Here is an 18,932-nt window from a genome sequence, read left to right as displayed (position 1 = left end):
CTCAGACGGTTCCGGTGTACTCGGTGAAGTGCCGTTCCGCGAACAGCTCCGGCCACCGGCTGTCGGAGAGGCCCAGTTCGCGGGCCCGGGCCAGCATGTGTCTCCAGTACGGCTTCACCGGACGCCACCGTGCGCCCGTCTGGCAGTAGGACGCGTCGATGAAGTACCGGGGACTGCCGGGGCCTTCGGGGGCCGGTCTGCGGGTGTGGAAGAGAGCGGAGTTGAGGAGGACGGTCGAACCGGCCGGCAGCCGGTCGATGACCGTCTCACCGGGCACTTCGCCGGTGCCGAGATGGGCGAGCGCGGTCTTGTCGGCGGCGCGGCGGTGGGAGCCCGGCAGGATCGCGAGGCTGCCGACCTTCTCGTCGAGGCCGCCGAGGTAGTGCAGTGCGTGGACCATCTGCAGCGAGGGGTCGGAGCGGTCGTTGGGCTCGCAGTCGTGGTGCCACGGTTTTCCCGCGATGCCGGGGGCGTGGCGGTCGCTGTGCAGGTGGTGGAAGACGAACGACGGCCCCATGAGCTGGGTGAGGGTCCGCAGGAGCGGCGGGTGGGTGAGGAGTTCGCCGTGGGCCGCCAGCTCCAGCTCCAGGACCGGGGGCGGGCCGCCGGCCGCCGGGCCGGCGCTCGCGGCGATGGAGCGGGCGCGCAGGCCCTCGTCCACCCAGTGGTCCACCTCGGGTACGAGCCTCGCCCGGAGGGGTTCCGGCAGGAAGCCCGGAAGGACCAGGTAGCCGGATTCCGAGAACTGCTGCTGTCGCGTGAGGTCGAGGGTCTCAAGCCCTCCGGGAGATCGCGGCACCGAACCGACTCACCTCCCTCGGTCGACGGGACGCGCAGCCGGGCGCGACGGATCGTTCGGCAACGGGTTCAAGGGGATTCACGGATCATCCAGACTTCAGGCGGCGGTGAGCCCGTCCAGGGCCGCCACACCGACGATTGGTCGCCACGAAGAGGCATGAGTCGATCACGCAAAGTGGTCCGTGTTGGGAGTATGACCCGCGCGACATGTCCGCCACAAGACCACGAAAGCTCGCGGCCATCTTCGCGCCACCGTGCCGTGCCGCCTCGGCCACCGGTCGACTCGTGCACCGCCGGACCCGTCCGCCGTCGTCCGGCACGCGCGCCCCGCGGGTCGCTCCGGCCCCCGCCTGTGGTTGCAAATAAAAACCGGTGGACCTAGGCTCGGCCCTGCCTGGTTTTACTTTGCTACCACTCCGTGCGTCCGATCCCGAGAGGCCCGCCATGACCGCCGCCCACGAGACCTTCGATGGCACCTTCCCGTACCGCCCGCGCTTCACCGGTGCCCCCGGCTTCCGGATGCACTACGTCGACGAAGGCGCCGGCCCGGTCCTCCTCTGCCTGCACGGCGAACCGACCTGGGGCTACCTCTTCCGCGACCTCGTCCGCCGCCTCGCACCCACCCACCGGGTCGTCGTTCCCGACCACATGGGCTTCGGCAGGAGCGAGACCCCCGCCGACCGCACGTACTGGCTGCAGGACCACGTCGACAACGCCGAGGCCCTCGTCCTCGACCTCGGCCTGAGCGGGATCACCCTGGTCGTGCACGACTTCGGCGGCCCGGTCGGCATGGGCCTGGCGGCCCGGCGCCCCGACCTGATCGCGCGGGTCGTCAGCGTCAACGGCCCCACCCCGTTCGGCCAGCCCGACCTCGCCGAGGTGCTGGCCGCCAACGCCGCCGACTCCCCGTGGTTCACCTGGATCGCCCGCGCCCACGCCGACGGCACCCTCGACACCGTCCTCGGGGACCTCGGTCGTGGCGTCCTCGCCACCCTGCGGCTCAACGGCTTCGAGAACCCCGCCGTGGTCACCGACACCTGGCTGCGCGCGTACGGCGCGCCGTTCCCGACGCCGGAGGAGAGCCGCGGCGCGATCGGCTGGGCGAAGGGATTCGCGACCGGCGCGCACCGCTTCGAGACGCCCTCGGACGAGGCCCGCGCCGCGCTGGCCGCCGTTCCCGCGCTGGCCGTCTGGGGTACGGCCGACCGGACGCTGAACGCCCGGCACTTCCTCCCGCTGTTCCGCGCGGCCTTCCCGGCCGGGCGGGTCGCCGAACTGCCGGGGGTCGGTCACTACAGCCCGGAGGACGCCCCGGAGGCCGTCGCCGACCTGATCGGGCGCTTCCTGGCCGAGACCGACCCGGCCGCCGCCGCCCCGGGGGCGACTCCGGCGGCCGCCGGCCCGAACGGCGCCTGAGCCGAACGCTGCCGAGTCAACGGCGCCTGGGCCGAACGGCGCCTGACTGGAACGCTGGCTGACTGGAACAGCGCCTGACCCGAACGGCGTCCGGTCCACCGCGGCCCGGTCCGCCGGGGCGCGGGCCCGGCTACGCGAGCTTGCCGCGCACCCCGCCCGGCCCGGAGCGCGCCCGCCGTGACAGCGGCGGCCGCGACGGCCGGACGTCCGTCCGCGCGCCCGCCGGCTCCTCCGGCGCGGCACCGGCGCGCGCGGCCCGGGCCGCCGCCAGCGCGATCCGCGCCATCAGCGGGTCCTCCCGGACGCCCGCCGCCCGCTTCGCCGCCTGGCACCGCGTGCACCAGAGCGGCGAGGCGGGTCCGTCCGGGTAGGCCATCCCCTCGGGCGGCAGGTAGTGGCTGCCGCACTCGACGCATTCGAAGACCAGCCTCATCCGACGATCACCGTCCCGGAACCGTGGCACCGACCGCATGGCGACCAGAAGGTGTGGATCCTCGGCACCATGCTCCCTTCCTCATCGAGCTCGACCGTGGCCTCGGTCTTCTCGGTCCCCCCGGAACCGCCGCACCCGGAGCAGGACTGAACCTCGGGCATATGCGTTCCTCCTCGGGGCGGGCACCACGGTAGCGCGAATTCCTGCTCCCCAGCACCGATCCTGACGAACCGTCGAAGAAGCGGGGCGCGCACGGGCGGGGCGCGCGCCCCGCCGCACGCTCAGCAGGCCACCGTCCGGAAGCCGCAGTTGCCGCTGGTCGACTCCGGGGTGTTGCCGGTGCGCGCGGCGACCCGGTAGCGGTTGCAGTACGAGTCGTGGCACAGGTAGGAGCCGCCGCGCAGCACCCGGCGCCCGGTGCCGTCCGGGCAGGACTCCGGCCCGCGCGGATCGCGGCGCGGCGAGCGGGCGTACCAGCCGGGGTCGAAGCGGTCGGCGCACCACTCCCAGACGTTCCCGGCCACGTCGGACAGGCCGAAGCCGTTGGGCGGGTAGCTGCCGACCGGCGCGGTCGCGTACCAGCCGTCCTCGCCGGTCGGCAGGTCGGGGAAGCGGCCCTGCCAGATCCGGCAGCGGTGCTCGCCGTCGGGGCGCAGCTCGTCGCCCCACGGGTAGCGGCGGCCGGCCAGCGGGCCGCGGGCGGCGTACTCCCACTCGGCCTCGGTGGGCAGCCGGCGGCCGGCCCAGCGGCAGTAGGCGAGCGCGTCGCGGTGGCTGACGTGCACCACGGGGTGGTCGAGCAGGTCGGCGGCGTCCCCGAGCGGGCCGTACGGGTGGCGCCAGTCGGCGCCGCGGACCTCCAGCCACCAGGGCGCGGCGGGGGAGCGGCCGAGCAGGTCGGCGGGCTCGGCGAGGGCGAACAGGTGGAAGACGGCGGAGGAGCCGGCCCGTTCGGCGTCGGTGCGGTAGCCGGTGGACTCGGCGAAAGCCGCGAACCTGGCGGTGGTGACGGGCTCGGTGTCGATGGTGAACGGCGGCAGTTCCACCTCGTGCACCGGTGTCTCGCCGTCGGCGGGGTAGCCCTCGCCGTGGGCGTCCCCCATCGCGAACACGCCTCCGGGAAGGGACACTTCGGGGTGCGCGGGCCGGGCGGCGGACGGCACGGAGGGGAGCGGGAGGACGGGCGCGTCGGCGCCCCGGGCCGACGGCAGGCAGCAGGCGTGCGCGGCGGGGGGTTGACTCATGGGGCCAAGCTATAGCACTTTTCACCTAGGTGAGAATGCACCTAGCAAGACCGGCGGCCCCGACGGACCCGGCGGACCGGGCGGGCGCGGCGAACCCCGCGGCCCGCGGCGGACCCCGCGAACCCCGCGGTCGTCGTGGCCCCGCGGCCGTCACGGAAAGAGGAGAAGAACCACCGGTGAAGTTCGACCACGTCCTGCTCGGCCTGCTGGCCATCCACCCCCGCAGCGGCTGGGACCTCAAGCAGTGGCTGGCGGGGGAGGGGCAGTTCGTCCGCTCGAACGCCCACCAGAGCCAGATCTACCGGCTGCTCAACCGGATGGCCGACCAGGGCTGGGTCGCCTTCGAGACCGACCCCCGCGACGGCCGCCCGGACGCCAAGGTGTACCGGCTGACCGACGCGGGCCACGCCGAACTGGTCACCGAGGCCCGCTCGCCGTACCGGCCGACCAGCCGATTCCAGGACCCGGACTTCATGGCCCGGTTCTACTTCACCGGCCTGGTCGCCCCGGACCGCCTGATCGACCTGATCGACACCGAACTCGCCTACCGCCGCCGTCAGGTGGCGACCATGCGCGGACGCGACCGGTCCGTCGCCTTCGCCGAGGGCGTCCCGGAGGCGGACGCCCACCGGGTCCGCCTGCTCCGCGAACTCACCCACCAGTACGGGGCGTCCGCCGTCGACGCCTGGCTCGACTGGCTGGAGCGCACCCGCCGCCTCCTCCAGGACGCGCTGCCCGACCCCGCAACCGAAACCCGCCCCGCGCCCACCGAAGGAGAATCCGCCCGGTGAAAGCCGTCCTGGTCATGTTCGACAGCCTCAACCGCCGCTTCCTGCCGCCCTACGGCTGCGACTGGACCCTGGCCCCGAACTTCAGCCGCCTCGCCGCCCGCGCCGCCACCTTCGACAACTGCTACGGCGGCTCGATGCCCTGCATGCCGGCCCGCCGTGAGATGCACACCGGCCGGTACAACTTCCTGCACCGCTCCTGGGGCCCGCTGGAGCCCTTCGACGACTCCGTCCCCGACCTGCTGGGCAAGGGCGGCGTCTACACCCATCTGGTCACCGACCACCAGCACTACTGGGAGGACGGCGGCGCCACCTACCACAACCGGTACGACAGCTACGAGTTCTTCCGCGGCCAGGAGGGCGACAAGTGGAAGGGACACGTCGCCGACCCGGACATCCCCGAGACGCTCTCCTGGCGCGACGGCCCGGCCTGGCGCCAGGACTGGGTCAACCGCCAGTACCTGCAGGACATCGCCGACCACCCGCAGACCCGCACCTTCGACGCCGGCCTGGAGTTCATCGCCACCAACCGCGACCAGGACCGCTGGTTCCTGCAGATCGAGTGCTTCGACCCGCACGAGCCGTTCTACTCCTACGCCGAGCACAAGAAGCACTACCCGCACGACTGGGACGGCCCGCACTTCGACTGGCCCGACTACAAGCGCGTCACCGAGAGCCCAGAGGCCGTCGAGCACGCCCGCAACGAGTACGCCGCGCTGCTCACCATGTGCGACGACTCGCTCGGCAGGGTCCTCGACGCCTTCGACGAGCACGACCTGTGGGACGACACCCTGCTGATCGTCTGCACCGACCACGGACTGCTGCTGGGCGAGCGCGGCTGGTGGGGCAAGAACATCCAGCCCTGGTACGACGAGAACATCCACACCCCGCTGTTCGTCTGGGACCCGCGCACCCGCGCCACCGGCCGCCGCGCCGCCCTCGTCCAGACCATCGACCTCGGGCCCACCCTGCTGGAGTACTTCGGCGTCCCGCGCACCCCCGACATGCAGGGCCGCCCGCTCGCCGACACCGTCGCCCACGACACCCCCGTCCGGCTGCACGGCCTGTTCGGCGTCTTCGGCGGGCACGTCAACATCACCGACGGCCGGTACGTCTACATGCGCGCCTGCAAGGACGCCGGCAACCGGCCGCTGTACGAGCACACCCTGATGCCCACCCACATGCGCGGCCACTTCACCCCGCAGGAGCTGGCCCCCGCGACCCTGGCCGGACCGCTGCCCTTCACCAAGGGCATGCCCGTCCTGCGCCTGCCCGCCACCGCCTGGGGCAACCCGTACGCCTTCGGCACCCAGCTGTTCGACCTCTACACCGACCCGGAACAGGAACAGCCCCTGGTCGACGACGAGTTGGAGCTCCAGCTGGCCGCACTGCTCACCCAGGCGCTGCGCGACGCGGACGCCCCGGCCGACCAGTTCGAACGGCTCGGCCTGCCCGCCGAGGGGCCGGTCACCGCCGACCACCTCCAGGTCCGCGCCCAGCGGCCGCAGGCGCTCGCCGCCGCCGAACCCCTCCCGGAGGCCGGCGACTTCCCCGACACCCCGCTCTCCGTGCACACCCCGCTGCGCACCCTGCTGGAGGACGACCGGGCCGCCGCCGCCGTGCTGGAGCGGCTGCCCATGCTGGCCGCCCCCGGCCTGCGGGCGATGCTCGGCGCGCTCTCCCCGTTCCGGCTCGCCGCCATGGGCCCGTCCGTGCGGCCCGCCGACCTGCGCGCCCTCGCCGACGCCCTCGGCGAGCTGCCCGCCCCGGCCGCGCCGGCCGAGTAGCGCCCGGGCGGCGCAGCGGAAGGCGGCGCGGCGTCCGGCGCGGTACCGCCCCGGACGCGGGCCCGGCACCGACCGGGCCCCGCGACCGGGTGCAGTACCGTGCCCGCATGAAGATCGGCGAGCTGTCCCGGCGGACCGGCGTGAGCGTCCGCGCCCTGCGCTACTACGAGGAGGAGGGCCTGATCAGGCCCGCACGTCACGGCAACGGCTACCGCGACTACTGCGAGGGGGCCGACGAGATCGTCCGGCAGATCCGCGGCCTGATCGAATGCGGGCTGCCCACCCGGATCATCCGCGACATCCTCCCCTACCTGGACGGCCCGGCCGCACTCGTCCCGGAGCGGCCGTGCGACGACATGCTGGACCAGGTGACCCGCGAACGGGACCAGCTCGACCGGCGGATCCGCTGCCTCACCCGCAACCGGGACGCCATGGACACCTACCTGCTCGCCGCCCGAACCGCCCGTGCCGGCGCCGACGGCTGACCTGGGCCCCGCCCGCCCGGCCCCGTCGCCGCCCCGTCGCCGCCCGGCCGTCCGCCCGCCTGGCCCCGGCCCGGCCTCGCCGCGGGCCCGGGCCGGCAGCCCGGAGAGCCGACTTGACCCTCACGCATACGTGAGGGTTCTACCGTCCCGGCATGACCACAGCGACCACTGTTTCCCCAGCTCATCCGGGTAGCGAGGGACGCCGCACGCTCCCCGGGCTGCTCGTCCTCTCCGGCTCCGCCTTCGTCACCGTCCTCACCGAGGCCCTCCCCGCCGGGCTGCTCCCCGCCATCGGCGAAGGCCTCGGCGTCGGCGAGTCACGGGCCGGCCTGCTGGTCACCGTCTACGCGCTGGCCGCCGCCGTCACCGCGATCCCGATGACCGCCTGGACCCTGCGACTGCCCCGGCGGACCCTGCTGGTGGGCCTGCTGGCGGGCTTCGCCGCCACCAACGCCGTCACGGCGCTCTCCGGCTCCTTCGCCCTGACCACCGCCGCCCGGCTGCTCTCCGGGGTCTTCGCCGGGCTCCTCTGGGCGATGGTCCCGGCCTTCGCCGCCCGGCTGGACCCGGAGCGGTCCGGCCGGGCGATCGCGGTCGCGCTGGCCGGGATGACGGTCGGCCTCTCGCTCGGCATGCCGGCGGGCACCGCGCTCGGCGGCCTGGCCGGCTGGCGGGCGGCGTTCGGCCTGCTCAGCGTGCTGGCCCTGGTCCTGGCCGCCGCGGCGCTCCGGTGGCTGCCGCAGCCGGCGGGGGAACGCCCGCAGGCCGGGGCCGGGCTGCTCGCGACGCTGCGCACGCCCGGGATCGCCGCGGTCAACCTGGCCTCGGTCACCATGGTGCTCGGCTTCTACACGCTGTACACGTACATCGCGCCGTTCGTGGAGCGCGCCGGACTCGGGGCGTCCACCGGGACCCTGCTGTTCCTCTTCGGACTCGGCTCGATGTTCGGCGTCTGGACCGCCGGCGCGACGGCCGACCGCCGGCTGCGCACGGCGACCGTCACCCTGCTGGCGCTCGCCACGGCCGCCCTGGCCGTCTTCGGCCTCCTCGGCGGGAACACCCCGGCCGTCCTGGCGGCCTCGGTGCTCTGGGGCGTGACCCACGGCGGCATCCCGACCCTGATGCAGACCGCCGGAGTGCGGGCCGCGCCGCTCCTCGCCGACACCGCCAACTCCCTCTGGGTCACGGGCTGGAACGTCGCGATGGCGGGCGGCTCGCTCCTCGGCGGGGTGGTCCTGGACGGTGCCGGGACCACCGCCCTGCCGTGGACGGCCGCGGCCCTGCTCGCCGCCGCGACGTTGACCGCCCTGTTCGCCCGGCGCCACGCCTTCCCCCCGCCGCGCGGCTGACGCCCGGCCGGACGCCGAACCCCAGGCGCCCCCGAGTGCCCCGCCGAACGGCGCCGGCCGTCCGCGGCCCCTCCCCGACGGGAGGGGCCGCGGACGGCCGGAGGCCGGACCGGGGGCGCGGCGGGTGCCTCAGCCCCCCAGCGTGCTGCGCAGGAACTCGCGGTTCATCGCGGCGATGCTGGGCAGCGGGATGCCCTTCGGGCAGGCGGTGGCGCACTCGCCGGTGTTGGTGCAGCCGCCGAAGCCCTCGGCGTCCATCGCGGAGACCATGTCGCGCACCCGCGACCTCCGCTCCGGGGCGCCCTGCGGAAGGACGTTGAGGTGGACCACCTTCGCGGAGGTGAAGAGCATCGCCGAGCCGTTCGGGCAGGCGGCCACGCACGCGCCGCAGCCGATGCACTCGGCGTGCTCGAAGGCGGTGTCGGCGGCCTCCTTGGGCACCGGGGTGGCGTGCGCGTCGGGCGCGCTGCCGGTCGGGGCGGTGATGTAGCCGCCCGCGCCGATGATCCGGTCGAACGCCGAGCGGTCCACCACCAGGTCCTTGACCACCGGGAACGCCGCCGCGCGCCACGGTTCGACGTCGATGGTGTCGCCGTCCTCGAAGTGCCGCATGTGCAGCTGGCAGGTGGTGGTCCGCTCGGGGCCGTGCGCGCGGCCGTTGATGACCATGCCGCAGGCGCCGCAGATGCCCTCGCGGCAGTCGTGGTCGAAGGCGACGGGCGTGTCGCCGCGGGTGATCAGCTCCTCGTTGAGGGTGTCGAGCATCTCCAGGAAGGACATGTCCGGGCTGATCCCGCCGACCTGGTAGGTCGTCATCGAGCCGGGCGTGTCGGGGCCCGCCTGGCGCCAGATCCGAAGGGTGAGGTTCACGCGTAGCTCCGCTGGGTGGGGTGGACGTGCTCGAAGTCGAGGTGCTCGCGGTGGAGCACGGGCGCCTCGCCGGTGCCGGTGAACTCCCAGGCGGCGGCGTAGGAGAACTCCTCGTCGCGCCGGGCGGCCTCGCCGTCCGCGGTCTGGCTCTCGGTGCGGAAGTGGCCGCCGCAGGACTCGGCGCGGTGCAGCGCGTCCAGGCACATCAGCTCGGCGAGCTCGAAGTAGTCGACCAGCCGGTTGGCCTTCTCCAGCGACTGGTTCAGCTCCGCGCCGGTCCCTGGCACCTTGATCCGGCGCCAGAACTCCTCGCGCAGCTGCGGGATCCGCGCCAGGGCCCGGCGCAGCCCGGCCGCGTCACGGGCCATCCCGCACTCGTCCCAGAGCAGTTCGCCGAGCTCCCGGTGGAAGGAGTCGGGCGTGCGGTCGCCGTCCACCGCGAGGATCAGGTTCAGCCGGTCCGCCACCTCGGCCTCCACCGAGGCGATCTCCTCGTGGTCGGCCGGGACGGCGGGGAGCTTCTCCCGGGCCAGGTAGTCGTTGAGGACCGGCGGGAGCACGAAGTAGCCGTCGGCCAGGCCCTGCATCAGCGCGCTGGCACCGAGCCGGTTGGCGCCGTGGTCGGAGAAGTTGGCCTCGCCGATCGCGAACAGCCCCGGGACGGTGGTCTGCAGGTCGTAGTCGACCCAGAGGCCGCCCATGGTGTAGTGGATCGCCGGGTAGATCCGCATCGGCACCCGGTACGGGTCCTCGGCGGTGATCCGCTCGTACATCTCGAACAGGTTGCCGTACCTGGCCTCCACGGCGTCCCGGCCCAGCCGGCGGATGGCGTCGGCGAAGTCCAGGTAGACGCCCTGCCCGCCGGGGCCGACGCCGCGGCCCTCGTCGCAGACGTTCTTGGCGGCCCGGGAGGCGATGTCGCGCGGCACCAGGTTGCCGAACGCCGGGTAGATCCGCTCCAGGTAGTAGTCCCGCTCGTCCTCCGGGATCTCGGCCGGCGGCCGGGCGTCGCCCTTCGCCTTCGGCACCCAGATCCGGCCGTCGTTGCGCAGCGACTCGCTCATCAGGGTGAGCTTGGACTGGTGGTCGCCGGAGCGCGGGATGCAGGTCGGGTGGATCTGGGTGAAGCACGGGTTGGCGAAGTACGCGCCGCGCCGGTGCGCCCGCCAGATCGCGGTGGCGTTGGAGTTCTTGGCGTTGGTGGAGAGGTAGAAGACGTTGCCGTAGCCGCCGCTGGCGAGGACGACCGCGTCGGCGGTGTACGTCGAGACCTCGCCGGTGACCAGGTCGCGGGCGACGATCCCGCGCGCCCGGCCGTCGACCACCAGCAGGTCGAGCATCTCGGTGCGGGCGTGCATCTCGACGTTCCCGGCGGCGATCTGCCGGGACAGCGCCTGGTAGGCGCCGAGCAGCAGCTGCTGGCCGGTCTGGCCGCGGGCGTAGAAGGTCCGGGAGACCTGGACGCCGCCGAACGAGCGGGTGTCCAGCAGGCCGCCGTACTCGCGGGCGAACGGTACGCCCTGGGCCACGCACTGGTCGATGATCTCCACCGAGACCTGGGCGAGGCGGTGCACGTTCGACTCGCGGGCCCGGAAGTCGCCGCCCTTGACGGTGTCGTAGAACAGCCGGCGGACCGAGTCGCCGTCGTTGCGGTAGTTCTTGGCGGCGTTGATGCCGCCCTGGGCGGCGATCGAGTGGGCCCGCCGGGGGGAGTCCTGGAAGCAGAACTGGACGACGTGGTAGCCCTGTTCGGCGAGGGTGGCGCCGGCCGCGCCGCCCGCGAGGCCGGTGCCGACCACGATCACGGTGTGCTTGCGCCGGTTGGCCGGGTTGACCAGCTTGGCGTCGAACCGCCGCTGGTCCCAGCGCTGTTCGATCGGCCCGGCGGGGGCCCGGGTGTCGGCGACCGGCTCGCCGGTCCGGTAGTCGCTGTAGTCGCTGTCGTCGGTGCTCAACTCACCACTCCGGTCATCACGGCCACGGGGACGGACAGGAAACCCGCGGTCAGCAGCAGCGCCAGGCCGTCGGCGGTCAGCTTCAGCGCGCGGTCCCGGCGGGCGTTGTTGGCGCCGAGGGTCTGCGCGGCGCTCCAGAAGCCGTGCCGGACGTGCAGGCCGACGGCGAGCATCGCGACGATGTAGATCGCGCAGCCGTACCACGTCCCGAACGAGGCCACGATGTTCTGGTACGGCTTGCCGTGCTCGGCGTTGGGGTTCACGGTCAGCGTGGTCAGGTCGAGGATGTGCCAGACGATGAACAGCGCCAGGATCACCCCGCCCCAGCGCATCGTCCGGGTCGCGTAGCTCGCCCGGCGCCGCCGGTGCGCGTACTTGCTCGGACGGGCCGCGAGGTCGCGCCGGCTCAGCTGGTACGCGGCCACGCCGTGCAGCACCACGGCGGCCAGCAGACCGACCCGGGCGATCCAGAGGAACCACTCGTGCCCGAGGAAGGGCTGCCCGAGGGTCCGCAGCCAGGCCGCGTAGCCGTTGATGTCCTCCGGCCCGAAGAAGACCTTGAGGTTGCCCAGCATGTGCGCGACCAGGTAGAGCAGCATGACCAGTCCGCTGACGGCCATGACCGCCTTCTTGCCGACGGTCGACCGCCACAGGGTCAGCAGGATGGACGGATACCGGGCCGTCCGTGTCGCGGTTGTCATGGCGCCAACGGTAAGGACACGGACGACGGTGCGTCCAAGACATGATGCGGCTCACGACCATAGCCTGTGCCTATCGTGCGGGGCAGCCGGGCGGGCCTATCCTGGCCCGGTGCAGCTCCAGCAACTCCGCTACTTCCTGGCCGTCGCCGAGACCCGCCACTTCACCCGCGCCGCCGAGGCGGCGCATGTGGCACAGCCCTCACTCTCGCAACAGATCCGCTCCCTCGAAAGGGAGTTGGGCGCCGAACTGTTCCACCGCACGCGCGGCAACATCGCCCTGACCGACGCCGGTGAGGCCCTCCTGCCGCTCGCCCGGCGCATCATCGCCGACACCGAGAGCGCACGCCTCGCCGTCCAGGAGACCCTCCAGCTGCGCCGCGGCCGGGTCCGGCTCGGTGCGCCGCCGAGCCTCTGCACCAGCCTGGTGCCGGACGTCCTGCGGGTCTTCCGGGACCGCCACCCGGGGGTCGCGCTGGTGGTCCGCGAGGGCGGCTCGGGCGACCTGGTGCCGGCGCTGACCTCGGGGGAGCTGGACCTCGCCCTCGTCATCACCCGGTCGGGCGGCGCGGCCGACCAGGCCGGGCACCCGCTGGCCGTCACCGAACTGCTGCACGAGGAACTGGTGCTGGTCGAGCGCGATCCCGCGGAGGGGGGCCGCGGCGACCGGGCCGCCGCAGGGCCTTCCGCGGCCGGACCGTCCGGCGCCGGACGGTCCGCCGCCGGACGGGCCCCCGCGCGGCGGCGGAAGGTCCGGGTCGCGGAACTGCGCGGGCGGCCGCTGGTGATGTTCCGCGAGGGCTACGACCTGCGCGAGGCCACCCTGGCGGCCTGCCGCGCGGCCGGGTTCGAGCCGGAGCTCGCGGTCGAGGGCGGGGAGATGGACGCGGTGCTCGGCTTCGTCCGGGCCGGGCTGGGGCCCGCCGTGCTGCCCGGCATGGTGGCGGCCCGCTCGGGGCTGGCGGTGACCCCGTTCGCCGCGCCCGGCCTGGGCCGGACCATCGCGGTGGCGCACGGCTCGGAGGTGCCGCTCACCCGGGCCGCGGAGGCGCTGCGGACGACCCTGCTGGCCCACCTGCGCGACGCGGCCCGCTCCGGTGAACTGCCGCCGGGCACGAGGCTGCTGCTGGCGTGAGCGCGCGGGACCGCCGCCGGCGCCCGGCCCCCGCCCCGTCCCGCCCTTCCCCCCTCCGCCTCCGGTGCCCCGCCCGGCGAACGCGGCGGCCCGGCCGAACGGTTGGCACGGTGTGCGAATCACCCGAATCGTGACCTCGCGGACCCACCGGCCCGGAACCCGCTGTTCACGGGCTGCGTCCCAGGCAGCGGCGGTGGTGCCGTAAGGTGCGACGCCGCAGAGCCGAGGCAGCGACGGGGAGAGCGCGAAGCGATGGACGACCGGAAGCAGCAGGACCACAGACCGACCGGGGGCGGAGACGCCCCCGCCGCGGGCAGCGCCCGGGTGCCCGCGGACGCGCGGCCCTGGGAGCTTCCCGAGTACCTCCACGAGCGGGAGCTCGGATCCGGGGCGAGCGGCCGGGTCGTGCTCGCCCGCCACCGGGCGACCGGCACCCCCGTCGCGATCAAGTACCTCCACGGTTCCGTCGGCACGCCCGGCCTGCGCGCGGAGGCCGAGGTCCTCGCCGGAATCGACTCCCCGCACGTCACCCGGCTCTACGAGTACGTGGAGGGCGAGCGGGGCTCGGCCATCGTGATGGAGCTGGTGGACGGGATCGCGCTGCGCGACCTGCTCCGCGCGGAGGGCGCCACCACCCCGGAGGCCGCCCTGGTCGTGCTGAAGGGCTCACTGCTCGGCCTGGCCGCCGCGCACGGGGCCGGCGTGGTGCACCGCGACTACAAGCCCGCCAACGTCCTGGTGGACACCGCCGGGACGTCCAAGCTGGTCGACTTCGGCATCGCGGTGCCGAGCGGCGACGACCGCGACGTCTCCGGGACCCCCGCCTACATGCCGCCCGAGCAGTGGGCGGGCCGGCCCGCCTCCCCGGCCGGCGACGTCTACGCCGCGACCGTCACCTTCTTCGAGTGCCTCACCGGCGCCCGCCCCTACGGCGGCACCACGATCGCCGAACTCGCCGTCCAGCACACCGAGGCACCGATCCCGGCCGAGCTGGCCCCGGACCCGGTCCGGCCGCTGATCCTGTCCGGCCTCGCCAAGGACCCGGCCGACCGGCCCGACAGCGCGGCCGCGCTCGTCGAGGAGCTGGAGGCGGTCGCGGCGGCCGGGTACGGACCGCAGTGGGAGGAGAAGGGGCGGCTCGACCTGACGGCGCTGCTCGCCCTGCTCGCGCTGCTGCTGCCCGGTGCGGGCGGCGCGGCCGGCGGCACCTCGCTGGCCCACACCTCGCTGGGGGCCACCGAGGCACCGGCGGCGCAGACCGCACCCGCACCCGGTGCCGACACCGTCCCGGCCGCCGCCCGGGTGACCCTGGCCCGCCGTGGAGCGCGTCTCGGCACCCGCGGCAAGGCCCTGGTCGGCGTCGCGGCCGGCGTGCTGACCCTCGCCACCCTGGCGGGCATGGCCATGGCCGGGGCCGCCGACGGAGGCGCCCGCACGGCTGTCGGCGGCGCCTCCCCGGAAGCGACCACCAGCCTCGGCGCGCCCGACCCGACGGGCGGCCCCGCCACGGGCGGCCCCGGCGACCCCGGCGACCCCTCGGCGGCCGCACCGTCGGCCGGTCCGGAGACCACGGGCCCGGAGCCGTCCGCGTCGACGGCCGGTCCGTCGGCGAGCCCGGGTACTCCGGGGCCGAAGCCCTCCGTTCCCACCGCCGGCCCTTCGGCGGGCCCGGGCAGCCCCGGTGGCGGTCCCACGGCCGTGCCGACCGGCAAGACCCCCACGCCCCCGGGGCTCCCGCCCGGCACCGCCGCCCCGACGACCGGCCTGCCGCCGGCCCCGCCCGGCACCGCCACCCCGACCGTCGCCCCCACCGCGACCAACACCGTCGCGCCGCCCTCGACCCCGCCGGTCGGCCCCGGCCCCAGCACCCCGGGGCCGAGCCCGAGCGCGACGCCGACCCTCGCGGTCGGTTCCGTGAACCTGGACTCACTGGCCTGCGGCGGGCGCTGGAGCCTGACGGCAGTGATCACGGTGGTCGCCCAGGGCACCGGCACCGGGACGCTGACCCTGAGCTGGTACCACAGCTCGGGCGGCCGGGCGGTCACCGTCGCGACCGAGACGGTCGCGCTCGTGAACGGTCGCGCCACCGTGACCCGGACGCACGACTTCGGCTCGGCCGACACCTTCCCGACCTGGGGCGTGCGCATCGGCACCACCCCGGCCGCGGCCAAGCCGGGCAGGACGTCCTCCGAGGTCGCCGCCTACGTCTGCGATCCGCCCCGCTGATCCGCACCCCGGCCGTCCCGGCCATCCCCGGCCACCCCCTCGGCGCGCCGGCCCGTGACCCGTGGCCCCCCGCCGACCCGTCCCGATCCCGCTCACTGGAGGAGCCATGTCCACGCCCCGACCCGACTCCGCCCCGGCACCGGGCCCGGACGCCGACCGGACCGTCCGCCTCGCCCCGGCCGGCGAGGCCGGTGGGGCCGGTGGGGAGGTCGCGCCGCAGGTCCCGGCCACGGCCGACGAGGTGACCGTCCGCCTCCCCCCGGGAGGGGAAGGCGGTGAGGGGACCGTCCGGCTCGGGTCCGACCCGGCGGCAGCGGAGCGGACCGTCCGGCTGGAGCGCGCCGCCGCGCTCCAGGCCGGGGGAGGCCCGGACGCCGAGGCCACGGTGCGGCTCGACGACAGCGAGGCCGCGAGCGCGACGTTCCTCGACCCCCGGGTCTGGGGAGGCGCCCCGGACCCGGGGGAGAGCGTCACCCTGGTCGAGACCCCGGCCCGCGGTACCGCCGTCGGCGCCGCTCCGGCCGTCGGCGCCGCTCCGTACGCCACCGCCGCTCCGCACGCGCCCGGCGCGGAACCGGCCGTGACCGCGGCGCCGGGCACCACCGCGGCACTCGCGTCCACCGAGGCGTCCGGCGACGGCGCGGAGGGCGAACGACCCTTCGCTCCGGGCGAGTTGCGGCGGTTCGGACCGGGAGTCCCGCCGCAGGCCGCCGCCGTCTGGCACGGCCAGGCCCTGCCGGGCGCGGAGCAGCCGCCCCGACGCCGCAGGGCGTGGCGGTGGCTGGCACCCGTCGTGGTGCTGGCGGCGGTCCTGGCGTTCCTGTTCTGGCGTTTCCAGGGCCCCGACCTGGCGGTCACCGGCGTCGGTGTGACCACCGGCGACCCGGCGGGCCCCGGCTGCGGAGGCACGGCGGTGATCACGGCCGTGGTGGAGACCAACGGCGGGGCCGGAACCGTCCGGTACCGCTGGCTGCGCAGCGACGGCACCACCTCCGGAGAGATCGGCCAGGACGTCCGCTCCGGCGCGCACCGCACCGAGCTGGTGCTGCGCTGGAGCTTCGAGGGCCGGGGCTCGCTGGAGGCCACCGCGACCCTGGAGATCCTCGCACCGGAGGTCCGGACCGCCGCCACCTCGTTCCCCTACCGCTGCTCCTGACCCACGGGCGGGCCCGCGTGCCGGCGTCCGGTCCCGTCCGTTGTCCGGCTCCCGTCCGGCGTGCGACGCCGGTCCACCGTCCGGCCGCTCCACCGGCCGGCCGGTCCACCGTCCGGCCGCTCCACCGGCCGGGTTCGCGGGCACGCGAAAGGGCCCGGGGGCGGTGCCCCGGGCCCTTCGGTGGTCGGCGTCAGGCCGGGAGCACGGCCTCGATCGCGGCGACGACCTCGTCCGACTCCGGCTCGGTGCGCGGCCGGATCCGGGCGGCCACGGTGCCGTCCGGCGAGACCAGGAACTTCTCGAAGCACCGGCAACGTCACATCACCCCACCCGGGGACATGTGACCTGCGACGATGCGAGAGAATGTCCGTTATGGATGCTTTGATCAAGGTTGCGCTGGACCCCAAGTCGGGGCCGTGTGCCGACTGCCCGCCCCCCGGATCGCCTGAGGTAGATCTCTACTGCCGGAAGTCGGCCCAGGTGTCCGGGCGGCGCCGAGAGGTGTCCACCGACGTACAGCGGGACCAGGGTCACGAGTGGGCACATGAGAACGGCATGCGGGTCCGCAACGTCTGGCGGGACATCCTGTCGGCGTTCAAGGACAAGGTGCGGCACGGCTTCAACTTCGCCATGGCAGCGATCATGGACGGCGAGGTGCCGTGCCTGTGGCTGTACAAGCTGGACCGCTTCACGCGTAAGGGCGCCGAGGACGTCATGGGCATCGTCACGGGGCGCAAGCGCGTCGTGTTCCACATGGACCGCCTTGACTCCTCCGTGCCCGGCCACCGGCGCGAGATCATCAACCGGGCCGAGGAGGCGCGCGAGTACTCCGTGAACCTGGGGGAGCGCCTGCACGACGCGCGCGAGGAATACCGCCAGCTCGGTCACTGGATCAACGGAAACGTGCCGTACGGGACCGCCAAGGACCCTGAGACGGGCGGACTCATCCCCTGCGAGCTTCCGGCCGTCCCGGATGACCCGGAGCGCTCAGAGACCCGCTCAGACGTCGCAAACTGGGTGTTCGACTGGAACGGCAAGGGGCACAGCACCTCACGCATTCAAGAGCTGCTGTTCGAGAAGGGGATCCCCACGGCCCGGGGCAGGGATCGGTGGTCCACGACGGCCATATCCGACATGCTCAACAACCCCGCTCTTGCGGGGTGGCAGGTACTCCGAGGCAAGGACGAAGACGGCAACGACATCCCCGGGCAGCGCCACGCCAAGTATCTGCACCCTCGGACCGGCAAGCCCGTGCGCCTGCTCGGCAAGCCGACCGTGACCGACGCCCAATTCGAGAACGCCCGAGCAGCGCGCGCCGGACGGGCCCCGGTGGCCATGCTGGCTGCCAACATCGCGAACAAGGGCAAGGCCACGAACGTCATGACGGGCTCTCTGTGGTGCCCCGGGTGCAAGGGGCGCATGCAGTGCGGGGGGACAAGCTACAGGTGCCACCCGGACCGCAAGGAGGTCTGCCCGGCCCGTGCGAGCGTCAACGTGGTCCGCCTGGACGAATACGTGGGCGGACTGTGGGTTGCCCGTGTCGGCGGCCTGGAGATGGACGATCCGCTGTTGCATGAGCTGGCGCTTCGCTGGCAGGTGTTGCAGGACCCCGAGACGGCCGAGGCATCGGCGGAGGCCCTGGCGGTCGTACAGCGTGCCGAGGCCGACTTGGCGCAGCTCGCAGCCGACCGCAAAACGACCTACAGGACGGGATACATGGCTACTCTCTGGCCCGGCCTGGTCGAGGACGCCGAGGAGGCCCGCAGGGTGGCCCAGGAGGCCCTAAAGGCGACCGCTGGCGACTCGTTGAAGCTTCCGCCCTTCGCGCATGAGCCCAAGGCCGCCCAGAAGGCTTGGGACGCCGCAGACAAGAACGGAAAGCGGGCCCTGGTACAGCTCATGATCCGCAAGGTCTACGTGACCAAGGCGCCGAAGGAGAACACCCGCCGGGGTACGCCCGAGGCGTTCGACGGCGACAGCCGCGTGACGATCCTGTGGCACGGAGAGAAGGACCCCGCCGAGGCGTCCGCTGCCGTGCCGGCTGCTGCCTGACGGAGCGTCACATAGCTTGATCGAGGGGTGCGTTCGGTGGATCAAGGTCCGCCGGGCGCGCCCTTTCGTTTGCACTCAGTGTTCGTATGCGAACACCGTACGAAGTGATGAGATCGCCCTCGGTCGGCGCCCCAGGCGGAGCCCTGGTAAAAGCGCAGGTCAGGGGCACGGTAGAAAAGTTGCCGTTCCACCTAACTCCCTACATGCGTATAGGGGTTTAGGCGGACGGCAGTTTTTCTGCCGTGTACGGAGAGTGGTCAACTCGCCTGCGGCGCCAGCGCGCTGACGTGGTGTTAACCACCGCTCTTTAATCAGTCTGAGGGCGGTTCGCGCGCATGCGCGTAGCTCACGGCATGTCCGGCGCCCTCGCCCGTCAGGTCGACTCCCGGTCCTCTCTCCCCGGTTGAGACCCTGACGGGCTCTCATGCTTCCGTGTGCGGTGTAGTGCGCACTCCGGCCCGAGTAGGCGCGCCCGGCGGGGCACGACACCGAAACGGCGGGAAGAGTCGGTGGAAGACCGGCCGCGCGGACCGGCTAGGG

At 73.9% G+C, this 18,932-nt stretch carries 15 protein-coding genes and 1 pseudogene; 9 read left to right on the top strand and 7 right to left on the bottom strand.

What is annotated here, in order from left to right; translation table 11 throughout:
• Window position 1: 1 nt before the first annotated feature.
• Window positions 2-799 carry a phytanoyl-CoA dioxygenase family protein gene (locus AC067J_RS29030; RefSeq protein ID WP_478304098.1) on the bottom strand — a complete coding sequence of 266 codons (798 nt, stop codon included), beginning with the start codon at window positions 797-799 and terminating at the stop codon, window positions 2-4.
• Between the two features lie 443 nt (window positions 800-1,242).
• Here AC067J_RS29030 and AC067J_RS29025 point away from each other — a divergent pair, with 443 nt between their 5' ends.
• Entirely contained in the window at window positions 1,243-2,214 is a 972-nt protein-coding gene (locus AC067J_RS29025; RefSeq protein ID WP_478304096.1) for an alpha/beta fold hydrolase, read from the top strand.
• Window positions 2,215-2,344: 130 nt separating this feature from the next.
• Here AC067J_RS29025 and AC067J_RS29020 read toward each other — a convergent pair whose 3' ends face one another.
• Window positions 2,345-2,647 carry a hypothetical protein gene (locus AC067J_RS29020; RefSeq protein WP_478304094.1) on the bottom strand — a complete coding sequence of 101 codons (303 nt, stop codon included), beginning with the start codon at window positions 2,645-2,647 and terminating at the stop codon, window positions 2,345-2,347.
• A gap of 281 nt (window positions 2,648-2,928) precedes the next feature.
• Entirely contained in the window at window positions 2,929-3,891 is a 963-nt protein-coding gene (locus AC067J_RS29015; RefSeq protein WP_478304092.1) for a formylglycine-generating enzyme family protein, read from the bottom strand.
• A 176-nt stretch (window positions 3,892-4,067) separates the two neighbouring features.
• Here AC067J_RS29015 and AC067J_RS29010 point away from each other — a divergent pair, with 176 nt between their 5' ends.
• The 4 genes from AC067J_RS29010 to AC067J_RS28995 all read left to right on the top strand — a co-directional run bounded on the left by AC067J_RS29010 (window position 4,068) and on the right by AC067J_RS28995 (window position 8,300).
• The gene (locus AC067J_RS29010; RefSeq protein ID WP_478304090.1) at window positions 4,068-4,682 is read left to right on the top strand and encodes a PadR family transcriptional regulator; all 615 of its coding nucleotides are present in this window, start codon (window positions 4,068-4,070) and stop codon (window positions 4,680-4,682) included.
• Window positions 4,679-6,466 (top strand): sulfatase, encoded by a 1,788-nt coding sequence (locus AC067J_RS29005; RefSeq protein ID WP_478304088.1) that lies wholly within the window; start codon window positions 4,679-4,681, stop codon window positions 6,464-6,466. The genes AC067J_RS29010 and AC067J_RS29005 overlap by 4 nt, the downstream gene beginning before the upstream one ends.
• A gap of 107 nt (window positions 6,467-6,573) precedes the next feature.
• A complete protein-coding gene (locus AC067J_RS29000; RefSeq protein WP_478304086.1) occupies window positions 6,574-6,951 on the top strand; it encodes a MerR family transcriptional regulator in 378 nt (125 codons plus the stop codon).
• Between the two features lie 152 nt (window positions 6,952-7,103).
• Entirely contained in the window at window positions 7,104-8,300 is a 1,197-nt protein-coding gene (locus AC067J_RS28995) for an MFS transporter (RefSeq protein ID WP_478304084.1), read from the top strand.
• 129 nt (window positions 8,301-8,429) lie between these two features.
• On the opposite strand, the gene AC067J_RS28990 is transcribed toward AC067J_RS28995, so the two are convergent.
• The 3 genes from AC067J_RS28990 to AC067J_RS28980 are packed head-to-tail and all read right to left on the bottom strand — an operon-like array spanning window position 8,430 to window position 11,826.
• A complete protein-coding gene (locus AC067J_RS28990) occupies window positions 8,430-9,170 on the bottom strand; it encodes a succinate dehydrogenase/fumarate reductase iron-sulfur subunit (RefSeq protein WP_478304082.1) in 741 nt (246 codons plus the stop codon).
• Window positions 9,167-11,125 (bottom strand): fumarate reductase/succinate dehydrogenase flavoprotein subunit, encoded by a 1,959-nt coding sequence (locus AC067J_RS28985; protein ID WP_478304081.1) that lies wholly within the window; start codon window positions 11,123-11,125, stop codon window positions 9,167-9,169. The genes AC067J_RS28990 and AC067J_RS28985 overlap by 4 nt, the downstream gene beginning before the upstream one ends.
• Window positions 11,122-11,826, bottom strand: coding sequence for a succinate dehydrogenase cytochrome b subunit (locus AC067J_RS28980; protein ID WP_478304079.1), 705 nt, complete (start codon window positions 11,824-11,826; stop codon window positions 11,122-11,124). The genes AC067J_RS28985 and AC067J_RS28980 overlap by 4 nt, the downstream gene beginning before the upstream one ends.
• Window positions 11,827-11,935: 109 nt before the next feature.
• Here AC067J_RS28980 and AC067J_RS28975 point away from each other — a divergent pair, with 109 nt between their 5' ends.
• The 3 genes from AC067J_RS28975 (at window position 11,936) to AC067J_RS28965 (ending at window position 16,340) form a co-directional block, all read left to right on the top strand.
• Window positions 11,936-12,958 (top strand): LysR family transcriptional regulator, encoded by a 1,023-nt coding sequence (locus tag AC067J_RS28975; protein ID WP_478304077.1) that lies wholly within the window; start codon window positions 11,936-11,938, stop codon window positions 12,956-12,958.
• A gap of 252 nt (window positions 12,959-13,210) precedes the next feature.
• Window positions 13,211-15,184: a protein kinase domain-containing protein gene (locus AC067J_RS28970; RefSeq protein WP_478304075.1), complete on the top strand. Its 1,974-nt coding sequence runs from the start codon at window positions 13,211-13,213 to the stop codon at window positions 15,182-15,184.
• Window positions 15,185-15,290: 106 nt separating this feature from the next.
• On the top strand, window positions 15,291-16,340 hold the full coding sequence (locus AC067J_RS28965; RefSeq protein ID WP_478304073.1) for a hypothetical protein: 1,050 nt from the start codon (window positions 15,291-15,293) through the stop codon (window positions 16,338-16,340).
• A gap of 190 nt (window positions 16,341-16,530) precedes the next feature.
• Here AC067J_RS28965 and AC067J_RS28960 read toward each other — a convergent pair.
• Window positions 16,531-16,644 (bottom strand): annotated as a pseudogene (locus AC067J_RS28960) (glutathione peroxidase); the annotation flags it as partial.
• A gap of 59 nt (window positions 16,645-16,703) precedes the next feature.
• On the opposite strand from AC067J_RS28960, the gene AC067J_RS28955 reads away from it, so the two are divergent.
• Window positions 16,704-18,392: a recombinase family protein gene (locus AC067J_RS28955; protein ID WP_478304071.1), complete on the top strand. Its 1,689-nt coding sequence runs from the start codon at window positions 16,704-16,706 to the stop codon at window positions 18,390-18,392.
• The last annotated feature ends 540 nt before the right edge of the window (window positions 18,393-18,932 follow it).

The organism is Kitasatospora sp. NPDC042419 (assembly GCF_056437345.1).
The sequence above is the reverse complement of the archived record's forward strand: the minus strand, read 5'-3'. Positions and strand labels throughout refer to the sequence as shown.